This window comes from Micromonospora sp. WMMB235 (genome assembly GCF_001855515.1).
GTDB classification, from domain to species: domain Bacteria; phylum Actinomycetota; class Actinomycetes; order Mycobacteriales; family Micromonosporaceae; genus Micromonospora; species Micromonospora aurantiaca.
In genome coordinates this window covers 6298362-6323996 of record NZ_MDRX01000001.1, presented here as the reverse complement: position 1 = coordinate 6323996, position 25635 = coordinate 6298362, and the positions used below count along the sequence as shown (strand labels likewise).

At 74.4% G+C, this 25635-nt stretch carries 18 protein-coding genes and 1 pseudogene; 5 read left to right on the top strand and 14 right to left on the bottom strand.

Features of this window, described 5'->3' with window-relative positions:
• Positions 1-160: 160 nt before the first annotated feature.
• On the bottom strand, positions 161-742 hold the full coding sequence (locus tag BFV98_RS28285) for a TetR/AcrR family transcriptional regulator (protein ID WP_030271987.1): 582 nt from the start codon (positions 740-742) through the stop codon (positions 161-163).
• A 274-nt stretch (positions 743-1016) separates the two neighbouring features.
• Between BFV98_RS28285 and BFV98_RS28280 the strand changes: the two genes are divergently transcribed.
• On the top strand, positions 1017-2477 hold the full coding sequence (locus BFV98_RS28280) for an MFS transporter (protein WP_071098360.1): 1461 nt from the start codon (positions 1017-1019) through the stop codon (positions 2475-2477).
• Positions 2478-2652: 175 nt separating this feature from the next.
• Here BFV98_RS28280 and BFV98_RS28275 read toward each other — a convergent pair whose 3' ends face one another.
• Entirely contained in the window at positions 2653-5331 is a 2679-nt protein-coding gene (locus tag BFV98_RS28275) for a hypothetical protein (protein ID WP_071098358.1), read from the bottom strand.
• 114 nt (positions 5332-5445) lie between these two features.
• Positions 5446-6231 (bottom strand): SGNH/GDSL hydrolase family protein, encoded by a 786-nt coding sequence (locus BFV98_RS28270; RefSeq protein ID WP_071098356.1) that lies wholly within the window; start codon positions 6229-6231, stop codon positions 5446-5448.
• Positions 6232-6428: 197 nt separating this feature from the next.
• Between BFV98_RS28270 and BFV98_RS28265 the strand changes: the two genes are divergently transcribed.
• On the top strand, positions 6429-7964 hold the full coding sequence (locus BFV98_RS28265) for a M1 family metallopeptidase (protein WP_071098354.1): 1536 nt from the start codon (positions 6429-6431) through the stop codon (positions 7962-7964).
• A gap of 108 nt (positions 7965-8072) precedes the next feature.
• Here the strand turns inward: BFV98_RS28265 and BFV98_RS28260 are convergent, their stop codons facing one another.
• Both BFV98_RS28260 and gltB read right to left on the bottom strand, forming a co-directional pair.
• Positions 8073-9578 (bottom strand): glutamate synthase subunit beta, encoded by a 1506-nt coding sequence (locus BFV98_RS28260; protein ID WP_071098351.1) that lies wholly within the window; start codon positions 9576-9578, stop codon positions 8073-8075.
• On the bottom strand, positions 9571-14238 hold the full coding sequence (gene gltB / locus BFV98_RS28255; protein ID WP_071098349.1) for a glutamate synthase large subunit: 4668 nt from the start codon (positions 14236-14238) through the stop codon (positions 9571-9573). The genes BFV98_RS28260 and gltB overlap by 8 nt, the downstream gene beginning before the upstream one ends.
• A gap of 145 nt (positions 14239-14383) precedes the next feature.
• On the opposite strand from gltB, the gene BFV98_RS28250 reads away from it, so the two are divergent.
• Positions 14384-15226, top strand: a complete 843-nt coding sequence (locus tag BFV98_RS28250) for a GNAT family N-acetyltransferase (RefSeq protein WP_071098347.1) — start codon at positions 14384-14386, stop codon at positions 15224-15226.
• Positions 15227-15349: 123 nt separating this feature from the next.
• On the opposite strand, the gene BFV98_RS28245 is transcribed toward BFV98_RS28250, so the two are convergent.
• Complete coding sequence (locus BFV98_RS28245; protein WP_013287548.1) at positions 15350-16537, bottom strand: NAD(P)/FAD-dependent oxidoreductase; 1188 nt, start codon at positions 16535-16537, stop codon at positions 15350-15352.
• 11 nt (positions 16538-16548) lie between these two features.
• On the bottom strand, positions 16549-17790 hold the full coding sequence (gene lgt, locus BFV98_RS28240) for a prolipoprotein diacylglyceryl transferase (protein WP_071098345.1): 1242 nt from the start codon (positions 17788-17790) through the stop codon (positions 16549-16551).
• 102 nt (positions 17791-17892) lie between these two features.
• Here lgt and BFV98_RS28235 point away from each other — a divergent pair, with 102 nt between their 5' ends.
• Positions 17893-18429, top strand: coding sequence for an NUDIX hydrolase (locus BFV98_RS28235; protein WP_030271972.1), 537 nt, complete (start codon positions 17893-17895; stop codon positions 18427-18429).
• A gap of 202 nt (positions 18430-18631) precedes the next feature.
• On the opposite strand, the gene trpA is transcribed toward BFV98_RS28235, so the two are convergent.
• From trpA to trpC, 3 genes are read right to left on the bottom strand one after another with little or no spacing between them, the layout of a single operon-like run.
• Positions 18632-19435: a tryptophan synthase subunit alpha gene (gene trpA / locus BFV98_RS28230; RefSeq protein WP_013287551.1), complete on the bottom strand. Its 804-nt coding sequence runs from the start codon at positions 19433-19435 to the stop codon at positions 18632-18634.
• A 4-nt stretch (positions 19436-19439) separates the two neighbouring features.
• Positions 19440-20666, bottom strand: coding sequence for a tryptophan synthase subunit beta (gene trpB / locus BFV98_RS28225; RefSeq protein WP_071098343.1), 1227 nt, complete (start codon positions 20664-20666; stop codon positions 19440-19442).
• Between the two features lie 34 nt (positions 20667-20700).
• Complete coding sequence (gene trpC, locus BFV98_RS28220; protein ID WP_030271968.1) at positions 20701-21504, bottom strand: indole-3-glycerol phosphate synthase TrpC; 804 nt, start codon at positions 21502-21504, stop codon at positions 20701-20703.
• A 445-nt stretch (positions 21505-21949) separates the two neighbouring features.
• On the opposite strand from trpC, the gene BFV98_RS28215 reads away from it, so the two are divergent.
• Positions 21950-22225 carry a hypothetical protein gene (locus BFV98_RS28215; protein WP_013287554.1) on the top strand — a complete coding sequence of 92 codons (276 nt, stop codon included), beginning with the start codon at positions 21950-21952 and terminating at the stop codon, positions 22223-22225.
• Here the strand turns inward: BFV98_RS28215 and BFV98_RS28210 are convergent.
• The 4 genes and pseudogenes from BFV98_RS28210 to BFV98_RS32805 all read right to left on the bottom strand — a co-directional run.
• Complete coding sequence (locus BFV98_RS28210) at positions 22218-22775, bottom strand: Trp biosynthesis-associated membrane protein (RefSeq protein ID WP_013287555.1); 558 nt, start codon at positions 22773-22775, stop codon at positions 22218-22220. The genes BFV98_RS28215 and BFV98_RS28210 overlap by 8 nt on opposite strands.
• A complete protein-coding gene (locus BFV98_RS28205) occupies positions 22772-24325 on the bottom strand; it encodes an anthranilate synthase component I (RefSeq protein WP_071098341.1) in 1554 nt (517 codons plus the stop codon). Before BFV98_RS28205 ends, BFV98_RS28210 begins: the two co-directional genes overlap by 4 nt.
• Positions 24322-24735, bottom strand: coding sequence for a phosphoribosyl-AMP cyclohydrolase (gene hisI / locus BFV98_RS32810; protein ID WP_030271963.1), 414 nt, complete (start codon positions 24733-24735; stop codon positions 24322-24324). Before hisI ends, BFV98_RS28205 begins: the two co-directional genes overlap by 4 nt.
• A 180-nt stretch (positions 24736-24915) precedes the next feature.
• Positions 24916-25566 (bottom strand): annotated as a pseudogene (locus BFV98_RS32805) (phosphoribosyl-AMP cyclohydrolase); the annotation flags it as partial.
• Positions 25567-25635 lie beyond the last annotated feature (69 nt).

The following is a 25635-nucleotide window of genomic DNA, read 5'->3' as shown; positions in this document are numbered from 1 at the left end:
AAAGTGCAAGATCGGCGCACTGGACCGCGCCGACGGTTGCCCGCGCGACGCTCCCGGCGATCGCGGAGCGTGGCGGGGTCGGCTGAACCCGGCCGCACCCGCCACTTCCTCCCGCACAGAGCAGCCCTTGATGCGTCACGTCAACAAACGGCCGGACGTATCAATTCATGCCCGCCGGCGGGCGCAGGCCGTCCAGCGCGATGGCCAGGACGCGGTCCCGCTGGGCCGGGTCCGGGAACTGGTACGCGGCGAGGCCGCTGATCAGCCGGATCACGTCGTCGAAGCCGGCGTCCGGCCGAGCTTCCCCGGCGGCCTGGGCGCGGCGCAGCAGCGGCTCGCCGGTCGCGTAGATCTCGGTGCGGCAGCTGCGGAACACCTCGGAGTCGTGCACCAGCTCCTCGGCCAGCGCCCGCTTGGTGGCCACGTAGGCGACGAACCGGTGCAGCCAGCCGACCAGGGCGTCCCACGGGGGCTCGTCGGCCAGGTCGGCGGCGGAGGCGCTGAGCGCGCGCACCTCCTCGACGTAGACCGCCTCGAAGAGGTCCCGCCGCTGCGGGAAGTTGCGGTAGAGCGTGCCGATGCCCACGCCCGCCCGGCGGGCGATCTCCTCCAGCGACGCGCCCGCGCCGTGCTCGCCGAAGACCTCGCGGGCGGCGGCGATCAGCGCGTCGTAGTTGCGGCGGGCGTCGGCCCGCTTGGGGCGGCGCGCGAAGACCTCGCCGGACACGTCGGCGTCAGCCATGAGGCGCGTCACCCCTTCCGCCTTGCAACCGGAGGCACCCCTCCGCTAGGTTAATGGAGGCAAGCCTCCGGTTACTGACCGGAGCCACCCCTCCGGATAGCTTACTCCGGACTTCCGGCCGCCCTCCGGCCACGCGATCCTCGCGCCACGACACGGACCCGGGAGGTCCCACCATGCCCGCCGACCGCTGAGCGCCCGCACGACCCGGCCGCCACCGCCGCACGACTGCGCGAGCGGCCACCAGTCTCGTACCGACAACGGGGAGTTCTCCCACATGATCCACTCATCAGGGCGCGGCTCGCGCCGACTCACCTTCCTCGTGCTGGCCGCCGGCACCGGATTCTTCGCGATGCTCCAGTCGCTGATCACGCCGGTGCTGCCCACCATCCAGCACGACCTGCACACCTCGCCCAACACGGTGACCTGGGTGCTCACCGCGTACCTGCTCTCCGCGTCCGTCTTCACGCCGATCGTCGGCCGCATCGGCGACATGGTCGGCAAGGAGAAGACGCTCGTCTTCTCGCTCGCCGCGCTCGCGCTGGGCTGCCTGCTGGCAGCCGTCGCCCCCAGCATCGGCGTGCTGATCGCCGCCCGCGTGGTGCAGGGCATCGGCGGCGCCGTCTTCCCGCTCTCGTTCGGCATCATCCGCGACGAGTTCCCGGCCGCCCGGGTCAGCTCGGCGGTGGCCTCGATCTCCGCGGTCGTGGCAGTCGGCGGCGGGCTGGGCGTGGTGCTGGCCGGGCCGATCGTGGCCACCCTGGGCTACCGGTGGCTGTTCTGGATCCCGCTGGTGGTGGTCGGGCTGACCGCGCTCGCCGCGCACCGGTTCGTGCCGCGCTCGCCGGTACGCACCCCGGGCCGGATCAACTGGCTCAGCGCCGTACTCCTGTCCGGCTGGCTGGTGGCGCTGCTGCTGCCGGTCAGCAAGGGCGCCTCGTGGGGTTGGGGCTCCGGCCGGGTGGTCGCGCTGCTGGCGCTGGCCGCGGCGCTCGCGGCCGCCTGGCTGGCGACCGAGGCCCGGGCCGCGAACCCGCTGATCGACCTGCGGATGATGCGCCTGCCCGCGGTCTGGACCACGAACCTCGTCGGGCTGCTCTACGGCGCCTCGATGTTCGCCGTCTACGCGTTCCTGCCGCAGTTCGCGCAGATCCCGACCAGCGCCGGCTACGGCTTCGGCGCCAGCGTCACCCAGGCCGGGCTGCTGATGCTGCCGATGCTCGTCGGCATGTTCGTGGCCGGCCTGCTGGCCGGACGGCTGCAGTCCCGGTTCAGCGCCAAGGCGCAGCTGAGCACCGACGCGGTGTTCAACGTGGCGGCCGCCGCCATGCTGACCGTCGCGCACGACACCCGCTGGCAGGTCGGGATCGCCGGCGGCCTGGTGGGCCTCGGCATCGGGCTGGCGTTCGCCTCGATGGCCAACCTGATCGTGGCGAACGTGCCGGCCGGGCAGACCGGCGCGGCGACCGGCATGAACGCCAACATCCGTACCATCGGCGGCGCGATCGGCGCGGCGCTCGCCAGTGCCGTGATCACCGCGAATCCGCAGCCGAGCGGGCTGCCCCGGGAGGCCGGTTTCACGGCGGGCTTCCTGCTGCTCACCGGCATCTCGGTGGCCGCGGCGCTGGCCGCGCTCGCCGTACCCTCCGGTCGCCGCCGGTGGCCCCGGCGGCGGATCGGGCCGGCGGTGCCGGACCTGGCGCCGGTGCCGGCCGCGGAGCTGGTCCCGGCCCGCTGACCTCAAGGGGTACGAGCAGACGAGAGCCCCGCCCGGCGCGTGCCGGGCGGGGCTCCGCGGTGCCGGCCGCCTTCGCGGCTACGGTCCGAGCGGCGCGAGAAATGATCCTTGCCTCCCTGGCTGCCCAGCACGGCAACCTCGAACCCCAACCATGATCACGAATGGCGGCTGCGCACTAGCGTGGGGCGACGCGGCAGCCGGGGTCGGGGCCGGTGTCGGCCACGCCGCAGTGGAACACCTCGACCGGGGCGGCGTCCACGTCGGGCACCTTCGACACGGTGAGCAGCGCCAGCCGCTTCGCCACCGGTTCGCCTGAGTCCGGGGCGTACCGGATGAGGCCGCTGACCCCCGGGTAGCCGCCGGCGGCGTTCTGCCGCAGCACCTCGGCGTGCACCCCGACCGGGTTGACCGAGCGGGGCTCCCAGCGGCGGCCGGTGTCGGCGTGGCGCAGCCGGGCGGCGAGGCTCTCCAGCGCGCGTACCGTCATCATGGTGGCGTCGTAGGCCAGGCTGACCCGCTCGCCGACCGGCGGGCCGGTCCCGGCGCGGCATCGGGGCGGGTCGAGCAGGCCGTCCGCGCCGATCCAGGTGAGGAAACTGCCCCGGGCGTCGTCGCGCCCGGCCTGCGCGGCCCGCAGCGACGCGCAGGTGGCCAGCGCGGCCTTCGACACGTACGTGACCGGCAGGTTGCCCGGCGCGCTGGCGCGCAGCCCCGGGTTGGCCATGTAGCGGTTCACCGAGTCGTCGGCGACCAGGTGCCGGGGCGGATTCGCGCCGCACTCCTTGAGCGCGCGCATGAACCCGTCGAACTCCGACCAGCGGCCGGCGAAGAAGAGCATCCCCGGGTAGCCGCACTCCTGGGTGAGCCGCCGCCCGCTGCGCCACTCGTCGAGCCGGGTGATCCGGTCGCCGAAGCGTTCCCGCAGGCCGTCGACGAGGGTGGCGACGTACAGGTCGTCGGTGAGCGAGCTGCCCTCGCCGGTGGTCCAGTAGACGTGCGCCTCCCCCGCCCGCAGCACCTGCCGGGCGTACGCCTCGACCATCCGGGCCTGGTCCCGGTTCGGCGCCGACATGGCCAGGTAGAGGCTGGAGTTGGCGTCCATCCGGTCGGCCGACAGCGTGGGGGCGAGCACCGGCAGGCCGACCCGGTTGAGTTCGCGCAGCGCCGCCGCCGTGCTGGTGCGGCTGTCCACCAGCCCGACCACGCCGAGCACTGTGGGGTCGTCGCGGGCCAGCCCCTCCAGCATCCGCACCGCGTCGTCGGCGTGCCGCATCTGCCGCCCGGCGTTCGCCACCACGATGTGCAGCAGCGCCGCGTCGTCCGCCGCCGCCGACTCCTGGAGCAGGGCGTACTGGGCGGTGGCCATGCCCTCCAGTTCCTCCCGCTCGGAGACGTAGGACTCCTCGTCCGCGCGGGTCCGGTTGCCGGTGAGGCTGCCCAGGTAGACAAGCGTCAGGTAGGGGCGGCGGTGCTCGCTGCGCCGCCACACCTCCTCGGCGGCCCGGTTCTGGGCGAAGATGCGCCGCTGCACGGCGCGCAGCCGGTCCTGCCCGGGTTCGCTGTTGAAGACCTGCCCGGCGGTGTCGCTGTAGCCGACGCACTCGCCGCCGACGAGCCGGACGGTGACCCGGTCGGTGGGCCAGGGGCGGCAGTCAGGCGCCCACCGCCCGTGCGCCCACACGCCCAGCCCGGCGACGAGCGCCAGGGCCACCGCGGCGGGCAGGAACCGCCGCGCCCACCAGGGCGGGTCGGGTGCGACAAGGGCCGGCGGGACGCCTCCCACCGGGGCGTCGACGTCCCGGTCGTCCGCCTCCAGCAGCATCAGCCAGGCGCCGGAGCGACGCAGCCGGCGGTTCTCCGGCAGCGCCTCGGCCCACTCCTCGTACGCCTCCTCGGCCTCGGTCAGCGGCCGCGAAGCGGCCGGTTCCGGCGGCGGGTCGGCGGCGACCGCGACGACGAGCAGCGGGTCGTTGCGGCCGGTCTCGTTGCGCACCTCGTCGACGAGCCGGACCAGCGTGTGCCCGACGTTGTCCGGCCGCGCGCCGTCGAGCACCAGCACCGGATAGGCGGTGCGGCGCCAGTCCCCGGGCCGCCAGAACCGCCGCCGGTACGCCAGGCGCAGGTCCTCCAGGAACGCGTGCAGCAGCAGCTTCTCCACCTGGGCCGGGTGTTCGCCGTCGCGCCAGCCGGCGGTGAGCCGCTCGGCGAAGCCGAGGAACGTCACCGACTGGCGGGGCGCCAGGTACTGCTGGCGCATGAACCAGCGGTACTGCCGTCCGACGAGCGGCACCCGGCCGGAGACGGCGATCCGGAACACGACGCCGGGCACGGCCCGCCACAGCAGCCAGAGCAGCAGGTGCAGCGCGGCGCCGAGGCCGGAGTCGCCGCCGACCTGGGGGTCGTCACCGGTCCGCCGTCCCCGCCAGTCCCGCAGCCGGCGGACCAGCGCGGCCCGGCCGCTGTCGGCGGCGTCCAGGTCCACGGCGAGCGTCTGGTGCATCAGCCAGTCGGCCAGCGGGTAGTGCCGGAACCGCAGCCGGGGCGCGCCGAACGCCTCCACTGAGAGTTGCCGGTGCAGTTCGCGCAGCACGGCTGCGACGTCGTCGCCGGCCGGGCGGCCGGTCAGGTCCAGCACTACGTGCGGCACCCGGCGCCCGGCCCGGCGCGCCGCGAAACGCCGTAGCAGGGCCGCGACCGCGCCGTCCCCGGTGGGCCGGACCAGCCAGAGCAGCGGGAGCCGGCGGTCGCCGCGGCGTGGACGCCGCAGCAGCCGGGCCAGCAGGGTGAGCAGTTCCGGGCCACCGGCCGGGAGTTGCTCGCGGACCGGCCGCGGCCGGGTCGCCGGTTCACGCATGGTCACCTCCGGGTCGCATGCGGTGTCGCACCATTGTCGACGTTCGATGCAACCCGGCACGGCGGGGCCCCGCTCGACGGACGGGTGTCGAGCGGGGCCCTCCTCGCGTGCGGATCAGCCGATGGCGGCGGTCAGCGCGGCCAGGTAGCCGTAGCGGTAGCCGTTCGCGTTCGGGTGGTACGCCTCGATGACGCCGCTGACGTCGCGGATCCACGGCTCGGCGGCGCACACGCCGTGCCCGGCGAAGAACGGCCGCGCGTCGACGAAGGTGCCCCCGGCGGCGGTGGCCCGGCCGGAGATGACGCCGTTGAGCGTGTCGGCGGCCTGGTTGAGGATGGTGCGCTTGTAGCTGCTCATGGCGAGCAGTCCACAGGAGCCGGTCTCGAACAGCCGCGGGTAGCCGAGCACCACCAGCCGGGCGTTCGGGGCCCGGTTGCGGATCGCGGTGTACGTGGCGTCGAGCCGGGCGGGCAGCGTGGCGGTGGCGAACGCCTTCGACTCGTTCACCGCGCTCTCGCAGCTGGACGTGCTGCCGAAGCGGCAACTGGTCATCACGTCGGCGAAGCCGGCGTCGTTGCCGCCGATGGTGATGGTGACCAGCGTGGTGCTGCTGCTGAGCTGGCCGACCTGGTTGGCCAGCACGTCGGCGGTGACCGCGCCGCCGCAGGCCGGGAACTTGAAGCTGGTGACCGAATGGGCGGCCGCCCAGAGCGGGGCGTACGACTTCTGGCTGCGCAGGCAGGTGGACAGGTCGTACGGGCCGGCGCCGACCCCGGAGGAGTAGGAGTCGCCGAGGGCGACGTAGTTGACGGTGGCCGCCCGGGCGGCGCCGGGCAGGAGCACGGCGCCGAGTACGGCCGCCAGGAGGGCGGCGAACACGGTACGGACGCGACGGGGCATGGCAGAGCCTCCACGGGGCAGGGGTGGTGGAGCCCGTTGACCGCGCGCGTGGCCGAGGGATCGGTGCTGTTACTGGTCGGTAATGCTATCGAAACATTCGTCGAAATTGAATAGCCCCGATCGGCCGGACAGGACAGATACGTTCACATGTGTCGATTAGTTTGACGGTGACGACACCCGACGGAGGGAGTCCCACCGTGCGACGCGCACTCACGGCGGCCATCGCCGCCCTGACCCTCACCGCAGCCGGCACCACAGTGACCGGTGCCCCCGGCCAGGCTGCCCCCACCGGCTGGGGCCGGCCGCAACCCGCGGCGGCCACCCCGACGCCGGGCAGTCCCGGGCTGGGCGACAGCTACTTCCCCGACTACGGCAACGGCGGCTACGACGTCGGCCACTACGACATACGGCTGCGCTACGAGCCGGCCACCGACCGGCTCAGCGGCACCACCACGATCCTCGCCACCGCCACGAAGGACCTGTCCCGGTTCAACCTGGACTTCGCCCTCGACGTCGAGTCGGTGCGGGTGAACGGGTGGGTCGCCGGGTTCGCCCGGGCCGGCGACCACGAGCTGGTGATCGCCCCGGCCCGGCCGCTGGCGAAGGGCCAGCAGCTCACCGTCGTGGTGAAGTACGCCGGCGTGCCGTCGCAGACCACCGTCTACGGTTACACCGCGTGGACCCGTACCGCCGACGGGGCGCTCGCCGTCAACGAGCCCGAGTCGGCCTGGTGGTGGTACCCGAGCAACGACCACCCGAAGGACAAGGCCACCTGGGACGTCTCGGTGTCGGTGCCGACCGGCGTCGAGGTGATCAGCAACGGCGTGCAGCCGCGCGACCCGCTGCCCGAGGCCGGCAACCGCACCCGGTGGAGCTGGCGCAGCGTCAAGCCCGGCGCCACGTACCAGGCGTTCCTGGCCATCGGGCAGTACGACATCGTCACCGGCACCGCGCCGAACGGGCAGCCGGTGGTGAACGCGTACAGCACCACGCTGGGCGAGCGCCTGCCCGCCGCCCGGGCCAGCATCGAACGCACCGCCGAGATCGTCGACTGGGAGAGCGGGCTGTTCGGCCCGTACCCGTTCGAGGCGCAGGGCGGCGTGGCCGGGCCGGTCGACGGCATCGGGTTCGCCCTGGAGACGCAGACCCGCCCGGTCTACGGCCCGGGCTTCTGGCGGCGCGGCGCCAACACGTACGTGGTGGTGCACGAGAACGCCCACCAGTGGTTCGGCGACTCGGTGTCGGTGGCCGACTGGCGGCACATCTGGCTCAACGAGGGCTTCGCGTCGTACGCCGAGTGGCTCTGGTCGGAGGAGCAGGGCGAGGGCACCGCGCAGGAGCTGTTCGACTTCACCTACGACAGCTACCCGGCCGACTCCGAGTTCTGGCAGGTGCGACCCGGCGACCCGGGGCCGAGCGGGATCTTCGACGCCGCCGTCTACGACCGCGGCGCGATGGCGCTGCACCAGATCCGGCTCGCCGTGGGCGACGCCGCGTTCTTCCGCATCCTGCGCACCTGGACCGCCAAGCGGCAGTACGGCAACGGCACCGTCGCGCAGTTCCAGGCGCTCGCCGAGCGGATCTCCGGACGGGATCTCGACGCGGTGTTCACCACCTGGCTGTTCACGCCCGGCCGGCCCGACGTGGCGACCGCCGCGCGGACGACAGCCGCACCGGCGCAGCCGGCCTCGTGGGCGAAGATCCGGGCCGCGCACGACCTGCTCGGCCGCTGACATCCGCCGCCGCGCGGCGCGTCGTCCACGGACAGCGCGCCGCGCGGCGGGGGATGTTAAGAAGGGCCCCCTCCTCTACCTGAGGCGTTAAGAGGGGGCCCTTCCTTTTCACCTGGCGACGAGCGGCTGGCGGGCCGGGTCGACAGGGGCGGGCAGCTCGCCCACCCCACCCAGGTACGCGTGGATCGCCGCCGCCGCGGCGCGTCCCTCGGCGATCGCCCAGACGATCAGCGAGGCGCCCCGGTGCATGTCACCGGCGACGAAGACACCGTCGGCGGCCTGCCAGTCGGGGCCGGAGTCGATCGCGCCCCGGCGGTTGCGGGTCACCCCGAACTGGGCCAGCAACGGCTGCTGCTCGGTGCCCTCGAAACCGATGGCGAGCAGCACCAGGTCGGCCGGGATCTCCCGCTCGGAGCCGGGCAGCGGCGTGACGATGCGGCGACCGTCCACCTTCTCCACTGTCACCTCGGCGATCCGGACCGCGCGGACCCGGCCGGTGCCGTCGTCCACGAACTCCTGCACCGCGACGGCGAAGACCCGCTCGCCGCCCTCCTCGTGCGCCGGGTAGTTGCGCAGCACCCACGGCCAGGTCGGCCACGGGTCGCGCTCCGCGTCCCGCTCCGACGGCGGCTCCGGGTAGAGGTCGAGCTGGTGGACGCCGGCCGCGCCCTGCCGGTGCGCCACACCGAGGCAGTCCGCAGCGGTGTCGCCACCACCGATGATCACCACGTGCTTGCCGGCGGCGTCGATCGGCGTACCGTCGGGCAACGTCGCGAGGGCGGGCCGCCCGTCCCCGGCGGCGGCCACCACCCGGTTCGCGGCGACCAGGTGCGCCATCGCCTGGTGCACGCCGCGCAACGCCCGGCCGGGCGTCTCCGGGGTGTCCCGGCCCTGCAACGCACCGCAGGCCAGCAGCACCGCGTCGTGCTCGGCGCGCAACTGCTCGGCGGTCACGTCGACGCCGACGTCGACGCCGGTCCGGAAGCGCACACCCTCGGCGGTGAGCTGGGCCAGCCGCTTGTCGATGTGCTGCTTCTCCAGCTTGAAGTCGGGGATGCCGTAGCGGAGCAGGCCGCCGATCGCGTCGTCGCGCTCGTACACGGTGACCGTGTGACCGGCGCGGGCGAGCTGCTGCGCGGCGGCCAGCCCGGCCGGGCCGGAGCCGACCACCGCCACCGACCGCCCGGTCGGGGCGGAGGCGGGCCGGGGCCGCAGACCGTCGCGGGCCACCGCCGCGTCGGCGATCTCCACCTCGACCTGCTTGATGGTGACCGGCTGCTGGCCGCCGAGGCCGAGCACGCAGGCCGCCTCGCACGGCGCCGGGCAGAGCCGGCCGGTGAACTCGGGGAAGTTGTTCGTGGCGTGCAGCGACTCCACCGCGGCGTCCCAGTTGCCGGTGCGGACCAGGTCGTTCCAGTCCGGGATGCGGTTGCCCAGCGGGCAACCGTCGTGGCAGAACGGGATGCCGCAGTCCATGCACCGGGTGGCCTGCTCGCGGATCAGCTCCTCACCGGCCGGCGGGTAGACCTCGCGCCAGTCGGAGATGCGCACCGGCACCGGACGGCGGGCCGGCAGCCGCCGGTCGTAGCGCAGGAAACCGTTCGGGTCAGGCACGAGCCACCTCCTGGGCGACCGCCCGGGGCGCGGGCGGTACCGGCGCGGCCGACGGCACGCTGAGCGCGCTCATCACCGCGTCGTCGACATCTCGGCCGGCGGCTTCGGCGGCCCGCATGATCTCCATGACCCGGCGGTAGTCCCGGGGCACCACTGCGGTGAACTCCTCCACCGCCTGCGGCCAGCGCTTGAGCAGGTCCTCGGCGACGGCCGAGTCCGTCTCGGCGAAGTGCCGCTGGACCAGCTCGTGCAGCCGGTCGCGTTCCTCGTCGCGCAGCGGCGACAGGTCGACCAGCTCGGCGTTCACCAGCCGCTGGTCGAGCCGGTGCACGAACGCGGTGCCACCGGACATGCCGGCGGCGAAGTTGCGCCCGGTCGGCCCGAGCACCACGACCGTGCCGCCGGTCATGTACTCGCAGCCGTGGTCGCCGAGGCCCTCGACCACCGCGACCGCGCCGGAGTTGCGCACCGCGAACCGCTCCCCCACCCGGCCGCGCAGGAACACCTCGCCGCCGGTGGCGCCGTACAGGATGGTGTTGCCGGCGATGATCTGGTCCTCGGCGCGGCGGCCCGGCGTGGCGTCCACGCCGACGAACGGCGCGTCGGCGTCCGGCCGGACCACGATCCGGCCGCCGGACAGTCCCTTGCCGACGTAGTCGTTGGCGTCGCCGTACAGGCGCAGCGTGACCCCGCGCGGCAGGAACGCGCCGAACGACTGGCCGGCGGTGCCGCGCAGCCGGAACTCGATCGTGTCGTCGGGCAGCCCGTCGCCGCCGAAGCGGCGGGTCACCTCGCCGCCGAGCATCGCGCCGACGCTGCGGTGCTCGTTGCGGACCTCGACCTCGACCCGGACCGGGGTACTGTCACGCAGCGCCGGCCCGGCCAGCTCGATGAGCCGGTTGTCCAGCGCCGCGTCGAGGCCGTGGTCCTGGGCGCGTACGCCCCGGCGGGCCGCGCCCTCGGGCAGCTCCGGCAGGTGCAGCACACGGCTCAGGTCGAGCCCGTGGCCCTTCCAGTGGTCGATCGCGCCGGCCACGTCGAGCAGCTCGGTGTGGCCGATCGCCTCGTCGATGCTGCGGAAGCCCAGCTCGGCCAGGTAGCCGCGGACCTCCTCGGCGAGGAACAGGAAGAAGTTCTCCACGAACTCCGGCTTGCCGGTGAAGCGCTCACGCAGCACCGGGTTCTGGGTGGCGATGCCGACCGGACAGGTGTCCAGGTGGCACACCCGCATCATCACGCAGCCCTCGACGATCAGCGGCGCGGTGGCGAAGCCGAACTCCTCGGCGCCGAGCAGCGCCGCGATCAGCACGTCCCGGCCGGTCTTGAGCTGGCCGTCGACCTGCACCGTCACCCGGTCGCGCAGCTTGTTCAGCAGCAGCGTCTGCTGCGCCTCGGCCAGGCCCAGCTCCCACGGGGTGCCGGCGTGCTTGAGCGAGTTGAGCGGGGACGCGCCGGTGCCGCCGTCGTGCCCGGAGATCAGGATGACGTCGGCCTTGAGCTTGGCCACGCCCGCCGCGACGGTGCCCACGCCCACCTCGCTGACCAGCTTGACGTGCACCCGGGCGGCCGGGTTGACGCACTTCAGGTCGTGGACGAGCTGGGCCAGGTCCTCGATGGAGTAGATGTCGTGGTGCGGCGGCGGGGAGATCAGGCCGACGCCGGGGGTGGCGTGCCGGGTCCGGGCGATCCACGGCCAGACCTTGTTGCCTGGCAGCTGCCCGCCCTCGCCGGGCTTCGCGCCCTGCGCCATCTTGATCTGGAGGTCGTCGGCGTTGACGAGGTATTCGCTGGTCACGCCGAACCGGCCGCTGGCGATCTGCTTGACGGCGGAGCGCCGCGCCGGGTCGTGCAGCCGCTCGACGTCCTCGCCGCCCTCGCCGGTGTTGGACTTGCCGCCGAGCCGGTTCATCGCGATGGCGAGCGTCTCGTGCGCCTCCGCCGAGATCGACCCGTACGACATGGCGCCGGTGGCGAAGCGCTTGACGATCTCGGAGGCCGGCTCGACCTCGTCCAGCGGCACCGCCGGGCGTACGCCGGTGCGCAGCGTGAACAGCCCGCGCAGCGAGCCCGCCTGCGCGGCCAGCTCGTCCACCTTGGCGGTGTACTGCCGGAACACGTCGTACTGGCGGCTGCGGGTGGCGTGCTGGAGCAGGAAGACCGTCTCCGGGTTGAACAGGTGCAGTTCGCCCTCGCGGCGCCACTGGTACTCGCCGCCGACCTCCAGCCGGTCGGTGGCCTGCGCGCCCGGTGCCGGCCAGGCCCGCACGTGCCGGGCCGCCACCTCGGCGTGGATCTCGTTCAGGCCGATGCCGCCGATGGTGCTCGGGGTGCCCCGGAAGTACCTGTGGACCAGGCGGGTGTCCAGGCCGACCGCCTCGAAGACCTGCGCGCCGCAGTACGACGACACGGTCGAGATGCCCATCTTGGACATGATCTTCAGGACGCCCTTGCCGAGCGCCTTGACGTAGTTGCGGACGGCCTTGACCCGGTCCACGCCGGCCAGCACGCCGGTGGAGATCATGTCCTCCACCGACTCGAAGGCCAGGTACGGGTTGACCGCCGCCGCGCCGTACCCGATCAGCACCGCCGCGTGGTGTACCTCGCGGCAGTCGCCGGACTCGACGATCAGCGCCACCTGGGTACGGGTCTGCTCGCGGACCAGGTGCTGGTGCACCGCGGCGGTGAGCAGCAGCGACGGGATCGGCGCCAGGTCGGCGTTGGAGTCCCGGTCGGAGAGCACCAGGATGCGGACGCCGTCCTCGATCGCCTCGGAGACGTGCCGGCAGATCTCGGTCAGCCGCGCCTTGATGCCGGCGCCGCCGTCGCGCAGGCGGTAGAGCCCGGAGACCCGGACCGCCTTGAAGCCGGGCAGGTCGCCGTCCTCGTCGATGGACAGGATCTTGGCCAGCTCATCGTTGTCGATCACCGGGTACGGCAGCACGATCTGCCGGCAGCTCGCCGGGCCCGGGTCGAGCAGGTTGCCCTCCGGCCCGATGGTGGACGCCAGGCTGGTCACCAGCTCCTCCCGGATGGCGTCCAGCGGCGGGTTGGTGACCTGCGCGAAGAGCTGATGGAAGTAGTCGTAGAGCAGACGCGGCCGGGTGGACAGCGGGGCGATCGGCGTGTCCGTGCCCATCGAGCCGATCGGCTCGGCGCCGCTGCGGGCCATCGGGCCGAGCAGGATCTTCAGCTCCTCCTCGGTGTAGCCGAACGTCTGCTGGCGGCGGCGTACCGAGTCGTGGGTGTAGACGGTGTGCTCGCGCGGCGGCAGGTCGTCCAGCTCGATCAGGCCGGCGTGCAGCCACTCCTGGTACGGCTGCTCGGCGGCCAGCTCGGTCTTGATCTCGTCGTCGGAGACGATCCGGCCGTTGACGGTGTCGACCAGGAACATCTTGCCCGGCTGGAGGCGGCCCTTGGCGACCACGGTGGCCGGGTCGAGGTCGAGCACGCCCGCCTCGCTACCGAGCACCACCAGGCCGTCGGCGGTGTGCCACCAGCGGCCCGGCCGCAGGCCGTTGCGGTCCAGCACCGCGCCGACGATCTCGCCGTCGGTGAACGCGACCGACGCCGGGCCGTCCCACGGCTCCATCAGGCTGGCGTGGAAGCGGTAGAACGCGCGCTTGTCGGCGCGCATGTCCGGGTCGTTCTCCCACGCCTCGGGGATCATCATGAGCACCGCGTGCGGCAGGCTCCGCCCGGCCAGGTGCAGCAGTTCGAGCACCTCGTCGAAGTTGGCCGAGTCGGACGCCGCGGGTGTGCACACCGGGAAGACCCGGCGGATGTTGCCCGGAATGCTCGGGCTCCGGAGCAAGGCCTCGCGGGCCTGCATCCAGTTCCGGTTGCCGCGGATCGTGTTGATCTCGCCGTTGTGCGCGATGAAGCGGTACGGGTGCGCCAGCGGCCAGGACGGGAACGTGTTCGTGGAGAAGCGCGAGTGCACCAGCGCGATGGCGCTGACCACCCGCTCGTCGGTCAGCTCCGGGTAGAACGCCGGGAGCTGGTCCGGGGTGAGCATGCCCTTCCACACCATGGTGCGGCCGGACAGCGACGGGAAGTACGCCGGCACGCCCCGCTCGGCGGTCTCCCGCTCGACCTGCTTGCGCAGGCAGAACGCCACCCGGTCCAGGTCGAGCCCGGTCAGCGGGGAGCCGGCCGGGCCGTCCGGCGAGCCGGTCAGCCGGTGCGCGGCCACGAACAGTTGCCGGACCCGGGGCATCGCCGCGAGCGCGGTCTCGCCCAGGCCGGACGGGTCGGTCGGCACCTCGCGCCAGCCGAGCACGTCGGCGCCCTCGACCAGCGCGTACTTGTCGACCACCTGGCGGGCGCGGGCCTCGGCCGCGTCGTCGTCGGGCAGGAACACCAGGCCGGTGGCGTACTGGCCGGCCGGGGGCAGCGGGAAGTCGACGATGCCGCGCAGGAACGCGTCCGGCACCTGGATCATGATGCCGGCGCCGTCTCCGGTGTTGTGCTCCGCGCCCCGGGCGCCCCGGTGGTCCAGCCGGCACAGCGCCCCGAGGCCGTTCGCGACGACCTGGTGCGAGCGCCGCCCGTGCAGGTCGGCCACGAAGGCCACACCGCAGGCGTCGTGCTCGTACGCGGGGTCGTAGAGCCCGGTCGCCTGTGGGGCCGACTGCGGGCTGTGAGGGTACGGAAAGGCCACCGGGCCTCCTGTCGTCACTCAGGATGGATCATGGTGGGGACGACGTCGGCCCTCTGCGGTTTATTGAGTCTACGTTAGGGCTTCCGGCGCAAGGCCAGTTCAGATTGATCACACTTCCAGATGCTGGGACGTGTAGTCTCGCGCGGTGGATCTCGCACGCGTTGACGTACTCGACCGGTTGGAGCGGTTCTACGACGCGGTGCCCCGCGACGGGGCCCGGACCGAGGATTACGGCGCCCTGGTGCTGTTCGTCCGCGACGGGGACGGCTGGCCGTTCTACGCCCGGCCCCGGCTCGACGCCACCGAGCATCCCACGCTCGCCGACGTGACAGCGGTCCGCGCCCGGCAGCGGGAGCTGGGCCTGCCGGAGGCGTTCGAGTGGGTGCACGAGCACCAGCCCGACCTGCTGGCGGTGGCCCGCTCGGCCGGGCTCAGCGTGCTGGAGGCGCCGCTGATGCTGCTGGAGCCGGAGCGGCTGCCCGATCCGGGGACGTTCAGCGACGTACCGGTGCGGGTGCTGGACCCCGGCGACCCCGGCTTCGCGGCGGACATCGCGCTGCGACGGGCCGTCGCGGCGGTCGGCTTCGCCAACGGCGGCACCGCGCGCGGCGACGCCGGACCGGCCGAGCGGGACGCCGCCCTCGCCCAGCTGGACGTGGCGGCGCTGGAGGAGGAGGCGACCCGGGTCGCCGACGGGCGGCGTATCTCGGTGCTCGCCGAGACGCTCGACGAGGGCGCGCTCGCCAGCGGGATGGCGATGCGGGTCGACGACGTGGCGGAGATCGCCGGGGTGGCCACGCTGCCGTCCGCCCGGCAGCGCGGACTGGGCGCGGCGGTGACCGCCACGCTCGCGCGGGAGCTGCGCGCCGCCGGCACCGACCTGATCTTCCTGAGCGCCGGCAGCGAGGACATCGCCCGCGTCTACCTGCGGGTCGGATTCCGCCGGATCGGCACCGCCTGCATCGCCGAGCCCGCCGCCGTCATCTGACTACTTACCCGGCTGTCGGGCCGGGCCGGTCGCCCGGGGACCGCGCCGACTGCGGGCCGGGCCGCCGGGGAGCCGTGCCGCCCGAGGGACGTCCGCACGAGGACAGGCCGCGCGCGCGGACGGTCAGGACGGCGGCTGCCAGGCGGCGGCCGCCGCGGCGGCGGTGTTGCGCAGTCGCGGGCTGATCGTGCCCAGAGCCGCGTCCCGCGCGCGCAGCGCCAGCCGGCCCCGGGCCTGCAGGACCGCCGACATCCGCCGGGTCTGCCGGACCATCGTGGCCGCGCGGGGGCGGCGCAACCTGTCGTACGCGGTCACCGCATCAGGCAGCCGCGACTCCCGTAGCAGCCCGGCCAGCGTCGCGGCGTCCTCGAACGCCAGGCAGGCGCCCTGGCCGAGGTGCGGCGGCATGGCGTGCGCGGCGTCGCCGAGCAGCACCACGCCGCCCGGACCGGCCGGGAAGCCGTACGCCTTCGGTAGCGGGCGCAGCTCGCGGATCTCCTGCTGGACGACGTCCTCCGGGTCGGTCGCCTCCAGCAGCGTGCCGATCGGGGCGGGCCAGCCCGCGAACCAGCGCTTCAGCAGCGCGAGCTGGATCTCCGGCGGCTCGGGGCGGGGCGCGCCCGCGGCGGTGGCGACCCAGTAGACGCCGCCCCGGCGGGACGCGCCCGCGGTGCCCCGCTCGCCGAGCGAGGCGGCCAGGAAGCGGTATCCGGCACCGAGCGTCTCGCCGTGCACCGGCTGGTCGTCGGGCAGCTGCGGGGCCCGGTACCAGGGGATGACCGCCCGCCAGGCCGCGCACCCGGAGCTGACCACGGCGGTCTCCGGGGCGAGGTGCCGCCGGATCTCGCTGTCGGTGCCGTCGGCGGCCACCACCAGGTCCGCCTCGTAGGTGTGCCGGCCGTCGCCCACCGCCGGGCGCTCGCCCGACGCCGCGCGTACGGTCCGCACTGTCACCCCGGTACGCAGCTCGACCCGGTCACCCAGGCCGGCGATCAGCGCGTCGTGCAGGTCCTCCCGGTGCACCACCACCGGCATCCGCTCGGCCGGCGTGGACCGGGCTTGCACCAGCCAGTGCCCGTCCGGGCGGCGCACGCCACCGTCGGGCAGCGGGGTGGCGATCGCGTCGAGCCCGTCGCCCAGACCGAGGGCGCGCAGCGCGCGTACCCCGTTGGGCCAGAGCACCACGGCGGTCGCCTCCGGGCGGACCCGGTCGGCGCGTTCCAGCAGCGTGACCTGCCAGCCCGACCGGGCCAGCACACCGGCCGCCGCCATTCCGCCGAGGCCGGCGCCGACCACCACCGCGCTGCGCATGACTCCCCCGCTCAGCTGTCCCGGTCCGCCGGGCGCCCGCCGCTGTCGGCCCGGCCGGCGTTCGTGCGCTCCGCGTCGGCCCGCTCCGGGTCCGTGTCGTCGCCGTCCGCGTCCGCGCGGCCGGTGGCGTCCGCACCCTCGGTGGCGGCGGAGCCGGTGCTCGCGCGTCCGGCCTCGTCCGCGTCGTCCGGGGCGGCGTCGGCCCCGGTGGCGGCCTCCGGCCGTTCGTCGTCGACCGGGGGCAGCACGCCGGTCTGCCGGTACGCGTCGAACTGTTCCTCGGTCACCACCCGGTAGCCCTCGGGCGCGGCCGGCCGTTCGGCGGCCTCCCGGGCGGAGAGGTCGACCTGGGACACGTCCCCGGCCGGGCCGGTCGCAAGGGCCGGCTCGCCCACCGGCACCAGGTATTCGCGGGGACCGCGGACCCGGATGAAGTAGGCGAGCGCGCCGAGGAAGACCAGCGCGGCGGTCCAGACGTTGAGGCGTACGCCGAGGATCAGGTTCGCCTCGTCGGTGCGCATCAGCTCGATCCAGAACCGGCCCGCCGTGTAGCCCATCACGTAGAGCGCGAACGCCCGGCCGCGGCCGAGCCGCAGACGACGGTCGAGGAACAGCACCAGCGCGGCGACGCCGACGTTCCAGAGCGCCTCGTAGAGGAACGTCGGGTGGTAGAGCCCGGGCTGGAGCACCGGGTTGCCGGCGTCGTCGCGCAACGCGTGACCCGGGTTGTCCGAGTCCATCACGTGCACTTCCAGGCCCCACGGCAGCGTGGTCCGCCCGCCGTACAGCTCGTTGTTGAACCAGTTGCCCAGGCGGCCGACGGCCTGCGCCAGGGGCAGCCCCGGCGCCAGCGCGTCGGCGATCACGGTGAACGGGATGCCGAGCTGCCGCGCGGCGAGCCACGCGCCGACCGCGCCACCGGCCACCGCGCCCCAGATGCCGAGGCCGCCCTCCCAGATGTAGAGCGCCTTGATCGGCTCACCGCCGGCACCGAAGTATTTCTCCGGCGAGGTGATCACGTGGTAGATCCGCGCGCCGATGATGCCCGCGGGCACGGCCCAGACGGCGATGTCGAGCACCGCGCCCGGCGCCACACCGCGGCGGCGCAGCCGGTACTCGGTGACCACGCAGGCCACCACGATGCCGAGGATGATGCAGAGCGCGTACGCCCGGATCGGAACCGGACCGAGCTGCCAGACGGCGGTGCTGGGGCTGGGCATGGCCGCCAGTGGGGTCATCGGGGCGAGGGTCACGGGTGCACACGGTACCGGTGCGGACTGTGTGTGCGGCACCCCGGGCCGCCTGCCGCGCGGGTCGGATGACTTCTGTTTTGCACGGTCGTAGGCTGTTTGTCCATGAGCCCGCTCACCTGGGCGGTCGCCGCTGTCGTCACCGACGGGTCCGGCCGGCTGCTGCTCTGCCGCCGGTCCGAGGGGGCCCGGCGCTGGGGCCTGCCGGGCGGGCGGCTGCGTCACGACGAGAGCCCGGCGGACGCCGTCGTCCGGGCGGTCCGTGCGGAGACCGGCTGGGCGGTGACGCCGGTCGACCTGGTCGGCCTCTACCGGGTCACCGACCCGCAGGCGCCTTCGCCGTCGGCCGGGCGCTGCGGCGGGCGGCCGGACGTGCTGGTGCACGTGTTCCGCGCCGCGCCGGCCGGCGCCGAGCCCGCGGGCGATCCGGTGGCCGGGTGCCTGCCGCGGTGGTGGCCGCCGCAGGAACTGCCCGACGTGCTGACCCCCGCCACGCGCGCGGCGGTCGCGGACGCGCTCGCCGGTCGCGCCGGCGTGCTGCGGCACACGACCGCCGCCGACGCGCTCACGCCACCCGGCGACGGGCCGCCCGCCCCGCCCGGCCAGCGCGCGTCCGAGCAGGCCGACAGCAGTAGCCGCTGACCACCCTCCCGCTCACGCGGAACGCCTTCAAGATCTTGGTAGGTTTCGGCCCCTGTGAGGGCCGTTTCGTACCAGGATCTCGGGCGGCCGGGTCGCGCTCGCGCATGATCGATACCAGTTCGGCGCAGTGGCGAGGTCCTGGCGTCTATGACCACGCCAGCTCGGCGTAACGGAGTCGATCAAGGGCATGGCGAGCCGGCGGTCAGCGGGCCGGGTTGCGGACGCCCTCGGCGAGTTCGGCGCTGAGCTTGCGCAGCGCGGTCAGGCCGGCAGCCTGGTCCGGAGCGTCCAGCACGCAGCGGACCAGCGCGCTGCCCACGATCACCGCGTCGGCGTACCCGGCGACTGTGGCGGCCTGCGCGCCGGTGCCGACGCCCAGCCCGACGCCGACCGGGATGTCGGTGACCTCGCGCAGCCGGGAGACCAGGATCGGTGCCGCCTCGGAGGTCTGCGCGCGGGCGCCGGTGACGCCCATGATCGCGGTGGCGTAGACGAAGCCGCGGCAGTGCTCGACTGTCATCCGCAGCCGCGCGTCGGTCGAGGACGGCGAGACCAGGAACGTGCGGTCCAGGCCGTGCGCGTCGGAGGCGGCCAGCCACTCGGCGGCCTCGTCCGGGATCAGGTCCGGCGTGATCAGGCCGGTGCCACCGGCGGCGGCCATGTCGCGGGCGAACGCGTCCACGCCGTACTGCTCGATCGGGTTCCAGTAGGTCATGGTGACCACGCTCGCCCCGGTCGCCGCGACCGCCTCGACGACGCGCAGCGCGTCGGCGACGCGGACACCGCCGGCGAGCGCGATGTCGCTCGCCTTCTGGATGACCGGGCCGTCCATCACCGGGTCGGAGTACGGGATCTCCACCTCGATGACGTCCACGCCCGCCTCGACCATGGCCTTCATGGCGGCGATGCTGCCCTCGACGGTCGGGAAGCCCGCCGGCATGCAGCCGACCAGCACCGCCCGCCCGTCCGCCCGCGCCTTGTCGAAGGCGACCCCGATGCGGCTCACGCTGTCACTCCTTGTCGAGGATGCCGAAGTACGCGCCGGCGGTGTGCACGTCCTTGTCGCCCCGCCCGGACAGGTTGACCACGATCACCGGCTCCCGGCCCAGCTCCTCGGCGAGCCGGGGGGCGATCGCGCGGGCGCCGGCGAGCGCGTGCGCGCTCTCGATCGCCGGGATCACGCCCTCGGTGCGGCAGAGCAGCTCGAACGCGGCCATCGCGTCGGCGTCGTCGACCGGCAGGTAGGTGGCCCGGCCGGTGTCGTGCAGCCAGGCGTGCTCCGGCCCGACGCCCGGGTAGTCCAGGCCGGCCGAGATCGAGTGCGACTCGATGGTCTGGCCGTCGGCGTCCTGGAGGACGTACGTGCGGGTGCCGTGCAGCACGCCGGACGAGCCGCCGGTGATGCTGGCGGCGTGCCGGCCGGTGTCGACGCCCTCGCCGCCGGCCTCGAAGCCGTAGAGCCGGACCCCGGCGTCCGGCACGAACGCGTGGAAGATGCCCAGCGCGTTGGAGCCGCCGCCGACGCAGGCCGCCACCGCGTCCGGCAGCGCGCCGGTCAGGTCCAGGCACTGCCGGCGCGCCTCCTCGCCGATGCCGCGCACGAAGTCGCGGACCATCTCCGGGAACGGGTGCGGCCCGGCGGCGGTGCCGATCAGGTAGTGGGTGCTGTCGACGTTGGCGACCCAGTCCCGCATCGCCTCGTTCATCGCGTCCTTGAGCGTGCGCGAGCCGGTGGTCACCGGGACGACGGTGGCGCCGAGCATCCGCATCCGCGCCACGTTCAGCGCCTGCCGCTCGGTGTCCACCTGGCCCATGTAGACGACGCATTCCAGGTCGAACAGGGCGGCGGCGGTGGCGGTGGCGACGCCGTGCTGGCCGGCGCCGGTCTCCGCGATGACCCGCCGCTTGCCCATCCGCTTGGTGAGCAGCGCCTGGCCCAGCACGTTGCGGACCTTGTGCGCGCCGGTGTGGTTGAGGTCCTCGCGCTTGAGCAGGACCCGCGCGCCGATCTGCGCGGAGAACCGCCGGGCCTCGTAGAGCAGCGAGGGCGTGCCGGCGTAGTCGCGCAGCAGCGCGTCGAACTCGGCGAGGAAGTCCTCGTCGCCCATCGCCTTCCGGTACGCCGCGTCCAGCTCGTCGAGCGCGGCGACGAGCGCCTCGGGGACGAACCGGCCGCCGAACCGGCCGAAGTGACCGGCGGCGTCGGGGACCTGGCCGGTTGCGGGTGCGGCGCTCATCGCGGGCGTCCTCTCGGATCGGGTGCCCGGCGGCTCAGCGCACCGGGCGGGGCGTGGCCGGGTGGTTACCGGCGTTGACCAGCTCGGCGACGGCTTCGCGCGGGCTCTTCTGGGTGACCAGGCCCTCGCCCACCAGCACGGCGTCGGCGCCGGCGGAGGCGTACCGGATCAGGTCGTGCGGACCGCGCACCCCGGACTCGGCGATCTTGACGACGCTGCTGGGCAGGCCGGGCGCGATCCGCTCGAACACGGAGCGGTCGACCTCCAGGGTACGCAGGTCGCGGGCGTTCACGCCGATGACCTGCGCGCCGGCCTCCAGGGCGCGGTCCGCCTCCTCCTCGGTGTGCACCTCGACCAGCGCGGTCATGCCGAGCGACTCGATCCGCTCCAGCAGCCCGACCAGCACGTTCTGCTCCAGCGCGGCCACGATCAGCAGCACCAGGTCGGCGCCGTGCGCGCGGGCCTCGTGCACCTGGTAGCTGGAGACCACGAAGTCCTTGCGCAGCACCGGCACGTTCACCGCGGCCCGCACCGCGGCGAGGTCGTCGAGCGACCCGCCGAACCAGCGGCCCTCGGTCAGCACGCTGATCGCCCGCGCGCCACCGGCCGCGTAGTCACCGGCCAGGTCGGCCGGGTCGGCGATCTCGGCCAGCCGCCCCTTGGACGGCGACGAGCGCTTCACCTCGGCGATCACGGCCACGCCGGGGCGGCGCAGGGCCGCGTACGCGTCGAGCGGTGGCGGCGCGGCGGCGGCCAGTTCACGGATCCGCTCCAGCGGAACCTGCTCCTGGCGCCGGGCCACGTCCTCGCGCACGCCGGCCAGGATCTCGTCGAGCACCCCTGCGGACGGCGCCGCTCCGGCGTCGTCCCCCTCCGCGTGCGCATGCTCAGCAGTCACCAACGGACTCCCCTCTCCGGGCGTCATGGGCCGATGCTAGGGGGCGCCACCTGGCGACGAGTGCCGGGGGGTATGGCGCACCTCACGACATGGGCTGTGGCATGATGGCCGACTTCCGGTGAACGCCATGTCACGCAGCGCCACCGCTGGCATCGACCGTCACCCATCCCCTATCTCACCACGATCGTTCCGGCCCCGCAGGACGGGTTCCGGCCGTGGGCTGTGACCAAGCTCAAGGACCTCCGGCCCTGCCCAGGTCGTCCCCGGTGCGACAGCGTTGACCTGTGCTTCACGGCGGCGAAACGTCCGCCCGGAAGCATCGTCGTCGGGCACACTCGACGGCGGCGGCTGCCGACCGTCGCCAACGATCTCGTATGGGGTGACCATGAGCGCCAACGGGCCGACCCAGACCATCGGCTTGACCACCATCTCCCGTACCGTCGCCTCCCTCGCCGTCGGCGTGGTGGACACGCTCGAACGCGCGGTCGCCGGGGACGGCCGGACGCGTACCGCCCGCGGCAACGCCTGGGAGGCGGTCTGCGCCGACCGGGCCCGCGCCGCCCAGCGCCGCGAGCTGGAGCGGCTGGTGGCCGAGCTGGCCGCCGCGCGGGCCGCGGCCCGGCAGCGGCGCGACGCCCGCGAGGCGCAGCCGGTCAGCTGACCGTCGGGTCCTCGCCCCGGTCCAGCGCGTCCCACGCGTCCCGGGTGCCACGCTCGACGGCCGGCCGGCCGGGCTCGTCCGCCGGGGCGGACCGCCGCTCGTACCGGGCGCCCATCGCCGGCCAGCCGTCGCCGCGCAGCGCGGTGAACGCGCCGCCGGCCGCCAGCGCCAGGCCGCCGGCCAGCACCAGCGCAGGCCACTGCCGGCTCACCCCGGCCTCGGTCAGGCCGATCCCGCCGCCGACCGTCACGGCCACGCCGACACCGGCCAGCAGCACGCCCAGCAGCCGGCGCAGCCGGCCCCGGGTGGCGAGCACCGCGCCACCGCCGGCGAGTCCCACGTAGGTCAGCGCCAGCACCCAGGGCAGCAGGTCCGTGCCGGTGCGCTCGGCCCGCCCGGACGGCAGCGACCCCCGGGCGGTCACCTCCACCGCCCAGGTCCGGGTCACCGCCCAGCAGGCCAGGCCCGCGCCAGCCAGGCAGAGCAGCACCGCGTACGCGAGTTCGCGCCGGCCGCGGGCCGCCGGCGCGGTGGTGCCGGGCGCGCTCACCGGGCCGCCCGCAGCGTCTCGGCGGCCGCGATGGCGGCGAGGACGGCGGCGGCCTTGCTCCGCGTCTCCTGGTCCTCGGCGGCGGGGTCGGAATCGGCCACGATCCCGGCGCCGGCCTGCACGTACGCGCGGCCGTCGCGGATCAGCGCGGTCCGGATCGCGATGGCCATGTCCAGGTCGCCGCCGAAGGCGAAGTAGCCGACGGTGCCGCCGTAGACGCCGCGCCGCACCGGCTCCAGCTCCTCGATGATCTCCATGGCGCGCACCTTGGGCGCGCCGCTGAGCGTCCCGGCCGGGAACGTCGCGGCCAGCGCGTCGAACGCGGTGCGATCGTCGCGCAGCTCGCCGACGACAGTGGAGACGATGTGCATGACGTGGCTGTACCGCTCGATGGTGGCGAACTCGGGCACCTCGACGGTGCCCGGCCGGCACACCCGGCCCAGGTCGTTGCGGCCCAGGTCGACGAGCATCACGTGCTCGGCGCGTTCCTTGGGGTCGGCGAGCAGCTCGGCGGCGAGCTTCGCGTCGCCGTCCGGGGAGCCGCCGCGCGGCCGGGTGCCGGCGATGGGGTGCAGCAGCGCCCGCCGCCGCCCGTCCGGCCCGGCGCTGACCTTGAGGTGCGCCTCGGGGGACGACCCGACGATGTCGAAGCCGTCGAAGCGCAGAAGGTACATGTACGGGCTGGGGTTCGTGGTGCGCAGCACCCGGTAGACGTCGAGCGGGTCGGCGTCGGTGGGGCGCTCGAAGCGCTGGCTGAGCACGATCTGGAAGCACTCGCCGGCCCGGATCGCCTCCTTGGCCGCCTCCACCGCCTCCGGGTAACCGCCCTCCGGGGTGCGGCTGACCACGTCACCGACGCCGGGCCGGCCGACTGTCGAGACCATGGGCGGAATCGGTCGGGACAACGCTGTGGTCATCGCGTCGAGGCGGCCGACGGCGTGGTGGTACGCGGCCTCGACCCGCTCCGCCCGGCCGGGGTCGTCCAGCGGCGGCAGCACCGCGTTGGCGACCAGGATCGCGGACCCCTCGTAGTGGTCGAGGACCACCAGGTCGGTCGCGAGCATCATGCCCAGCTCGGGCACGTCCAGCTCGTCCTCGGTCAGCTCGGGCAGGCGCTCGAAGCGGCGGACCAGGTCGTACCCGAGGTAGCCGACCAGGCCGCCGGTCAGCGGCGGCATGTCACCGGCCGGATCCCAGCCCGGCCCGGCGAGCGCGGCGACTGTCTCGCGCAGCACGGTGACCGGGTCGCCGCCGGTGGGCACGCCCGCCGGTGGCGTGCCGGTCCAGCTCGCCGCGCCGTCGCGCTCGGTGAGCGTGGCGCTGCTGCGGACGCCGATGAACGAGTAGCGCGACCAGGCCGTGCCGGCCGAGCCGACGCCCTGCTCGGCGGACTCCAGCAGGAACGTGCCGGGGCCGCCGGCCAGCTTGCGGTAGACCCCGACCGGCGTCTCCGCGTCGGCGAGCAGCCGCCGGGTCACCGGCACGACCCGCCAGCGGGCGGCCAGGTCGGCGAATGTGGACCGGTCCGGGCTGACCGTGCCGTCGGTCACGGGGTCGCCTCCGGGGAGCTGACCGGCAGTTCGGTGAAGAAGCAGGTGCGCTGCCCGGTGTGGCAGGCCGCCCCGACCTGCTCCACGCTGACCAGCAGCGCGTCGCCGTCACAGTCGAGCGCCACCGAGCGGACGTACTGGTGGTTGCCCGAGGTGGCGCCCTTGACCCAGTACTCGCCGCGGCTGCGCGACCAGTAGGTGGCCCGGCCGGTGGTGAGCGTCCGGTGCAGCGCCTCGTCGTCCATCCAGGCGACCATCAGCACCTCGCCCGAGTCGTGGGCGCGGACCACGGCGGCGACCAGGCCGTCCGGGGTGCGGCGGAGCTTGGCCGCGACGGCCGGGTCGAGCCGGGACGGACGGGCCGGTCCGGGAGCGGGGGCGCCGGTCAGCGGCGCGTCAGGGGCGGGCACGGTTGACCATTCTCCCGCACGCGGCCCGGGCACCGCCGACGTGTCCCGGGAGGCGGGCGTCACCGTCCCCAGCGCCCGGCCCAACCGGCCGAGGTAGCGGTCCACCCGGCCGTCGACCAGCGCCTCGGCCAGGTCCGCCCCGTGGGTGGCGGCGATCTCGTCGGCGTACGGGCGGATCAGCGGCAGGATGCCGGTGACCAGCCGTCCGGCGGCGGCGCCGACCTCGGCCGGGTCGCCGGCGCGCAGCCCGAGGCAGAGCAGCATGTCGTGGCGGTAGCCGGACGGGGCGACCGGCAGGTCCAGCGCGGCGGTCAGGGCGGCCCGGCGGGACACCACGCGCACGCTCGGGTTGGCCGGCCGCAGCACCGAGGGGCAGAGCCGGGCCAGGTCGGCCGCGGCGAGCCGGACCCCGACCGGGTCGTCGGCCACACGGGCCGCGGCGACCTTGCCCAGCGTCGCGATCAGCTCCTCCAGGCGCGGCTCGTCGGCGGGCTGGCAGAGCACCGGCAGGTCGATCCGGCGGCGCCATTCCGGTACGGCCCACAGCAGCCGGGCGGGCGCGGTGACCGGGAGGCCGAACGCCCAGTCGGCGGGCTGGCCCAGCCGGCGCACCCACGAGCGGACGTCACGGGCGGCCACCGACACGTGCACGAGGCGACCGGCGAACTCGGTCAGGTACGCCCGCCGGGCCGCGTACGGCGTGCCGCGGCGGGACGCTGCCTGCCGGGTGCCCGTGCCGGCGGTCCGTCCGTCGTCGGCGACCACGAGCACGTCCACGTCCACGTCGCTGTGCTCGGTGGCGGCCCGCCGGGCATGGCTGCCGCGCAGCATGATCCCGACGACCGGCCGGTCGGCGGCCTGCCGCAGGCGGGCGGCCCAGTCGTCGAGGAACGCGGTGTC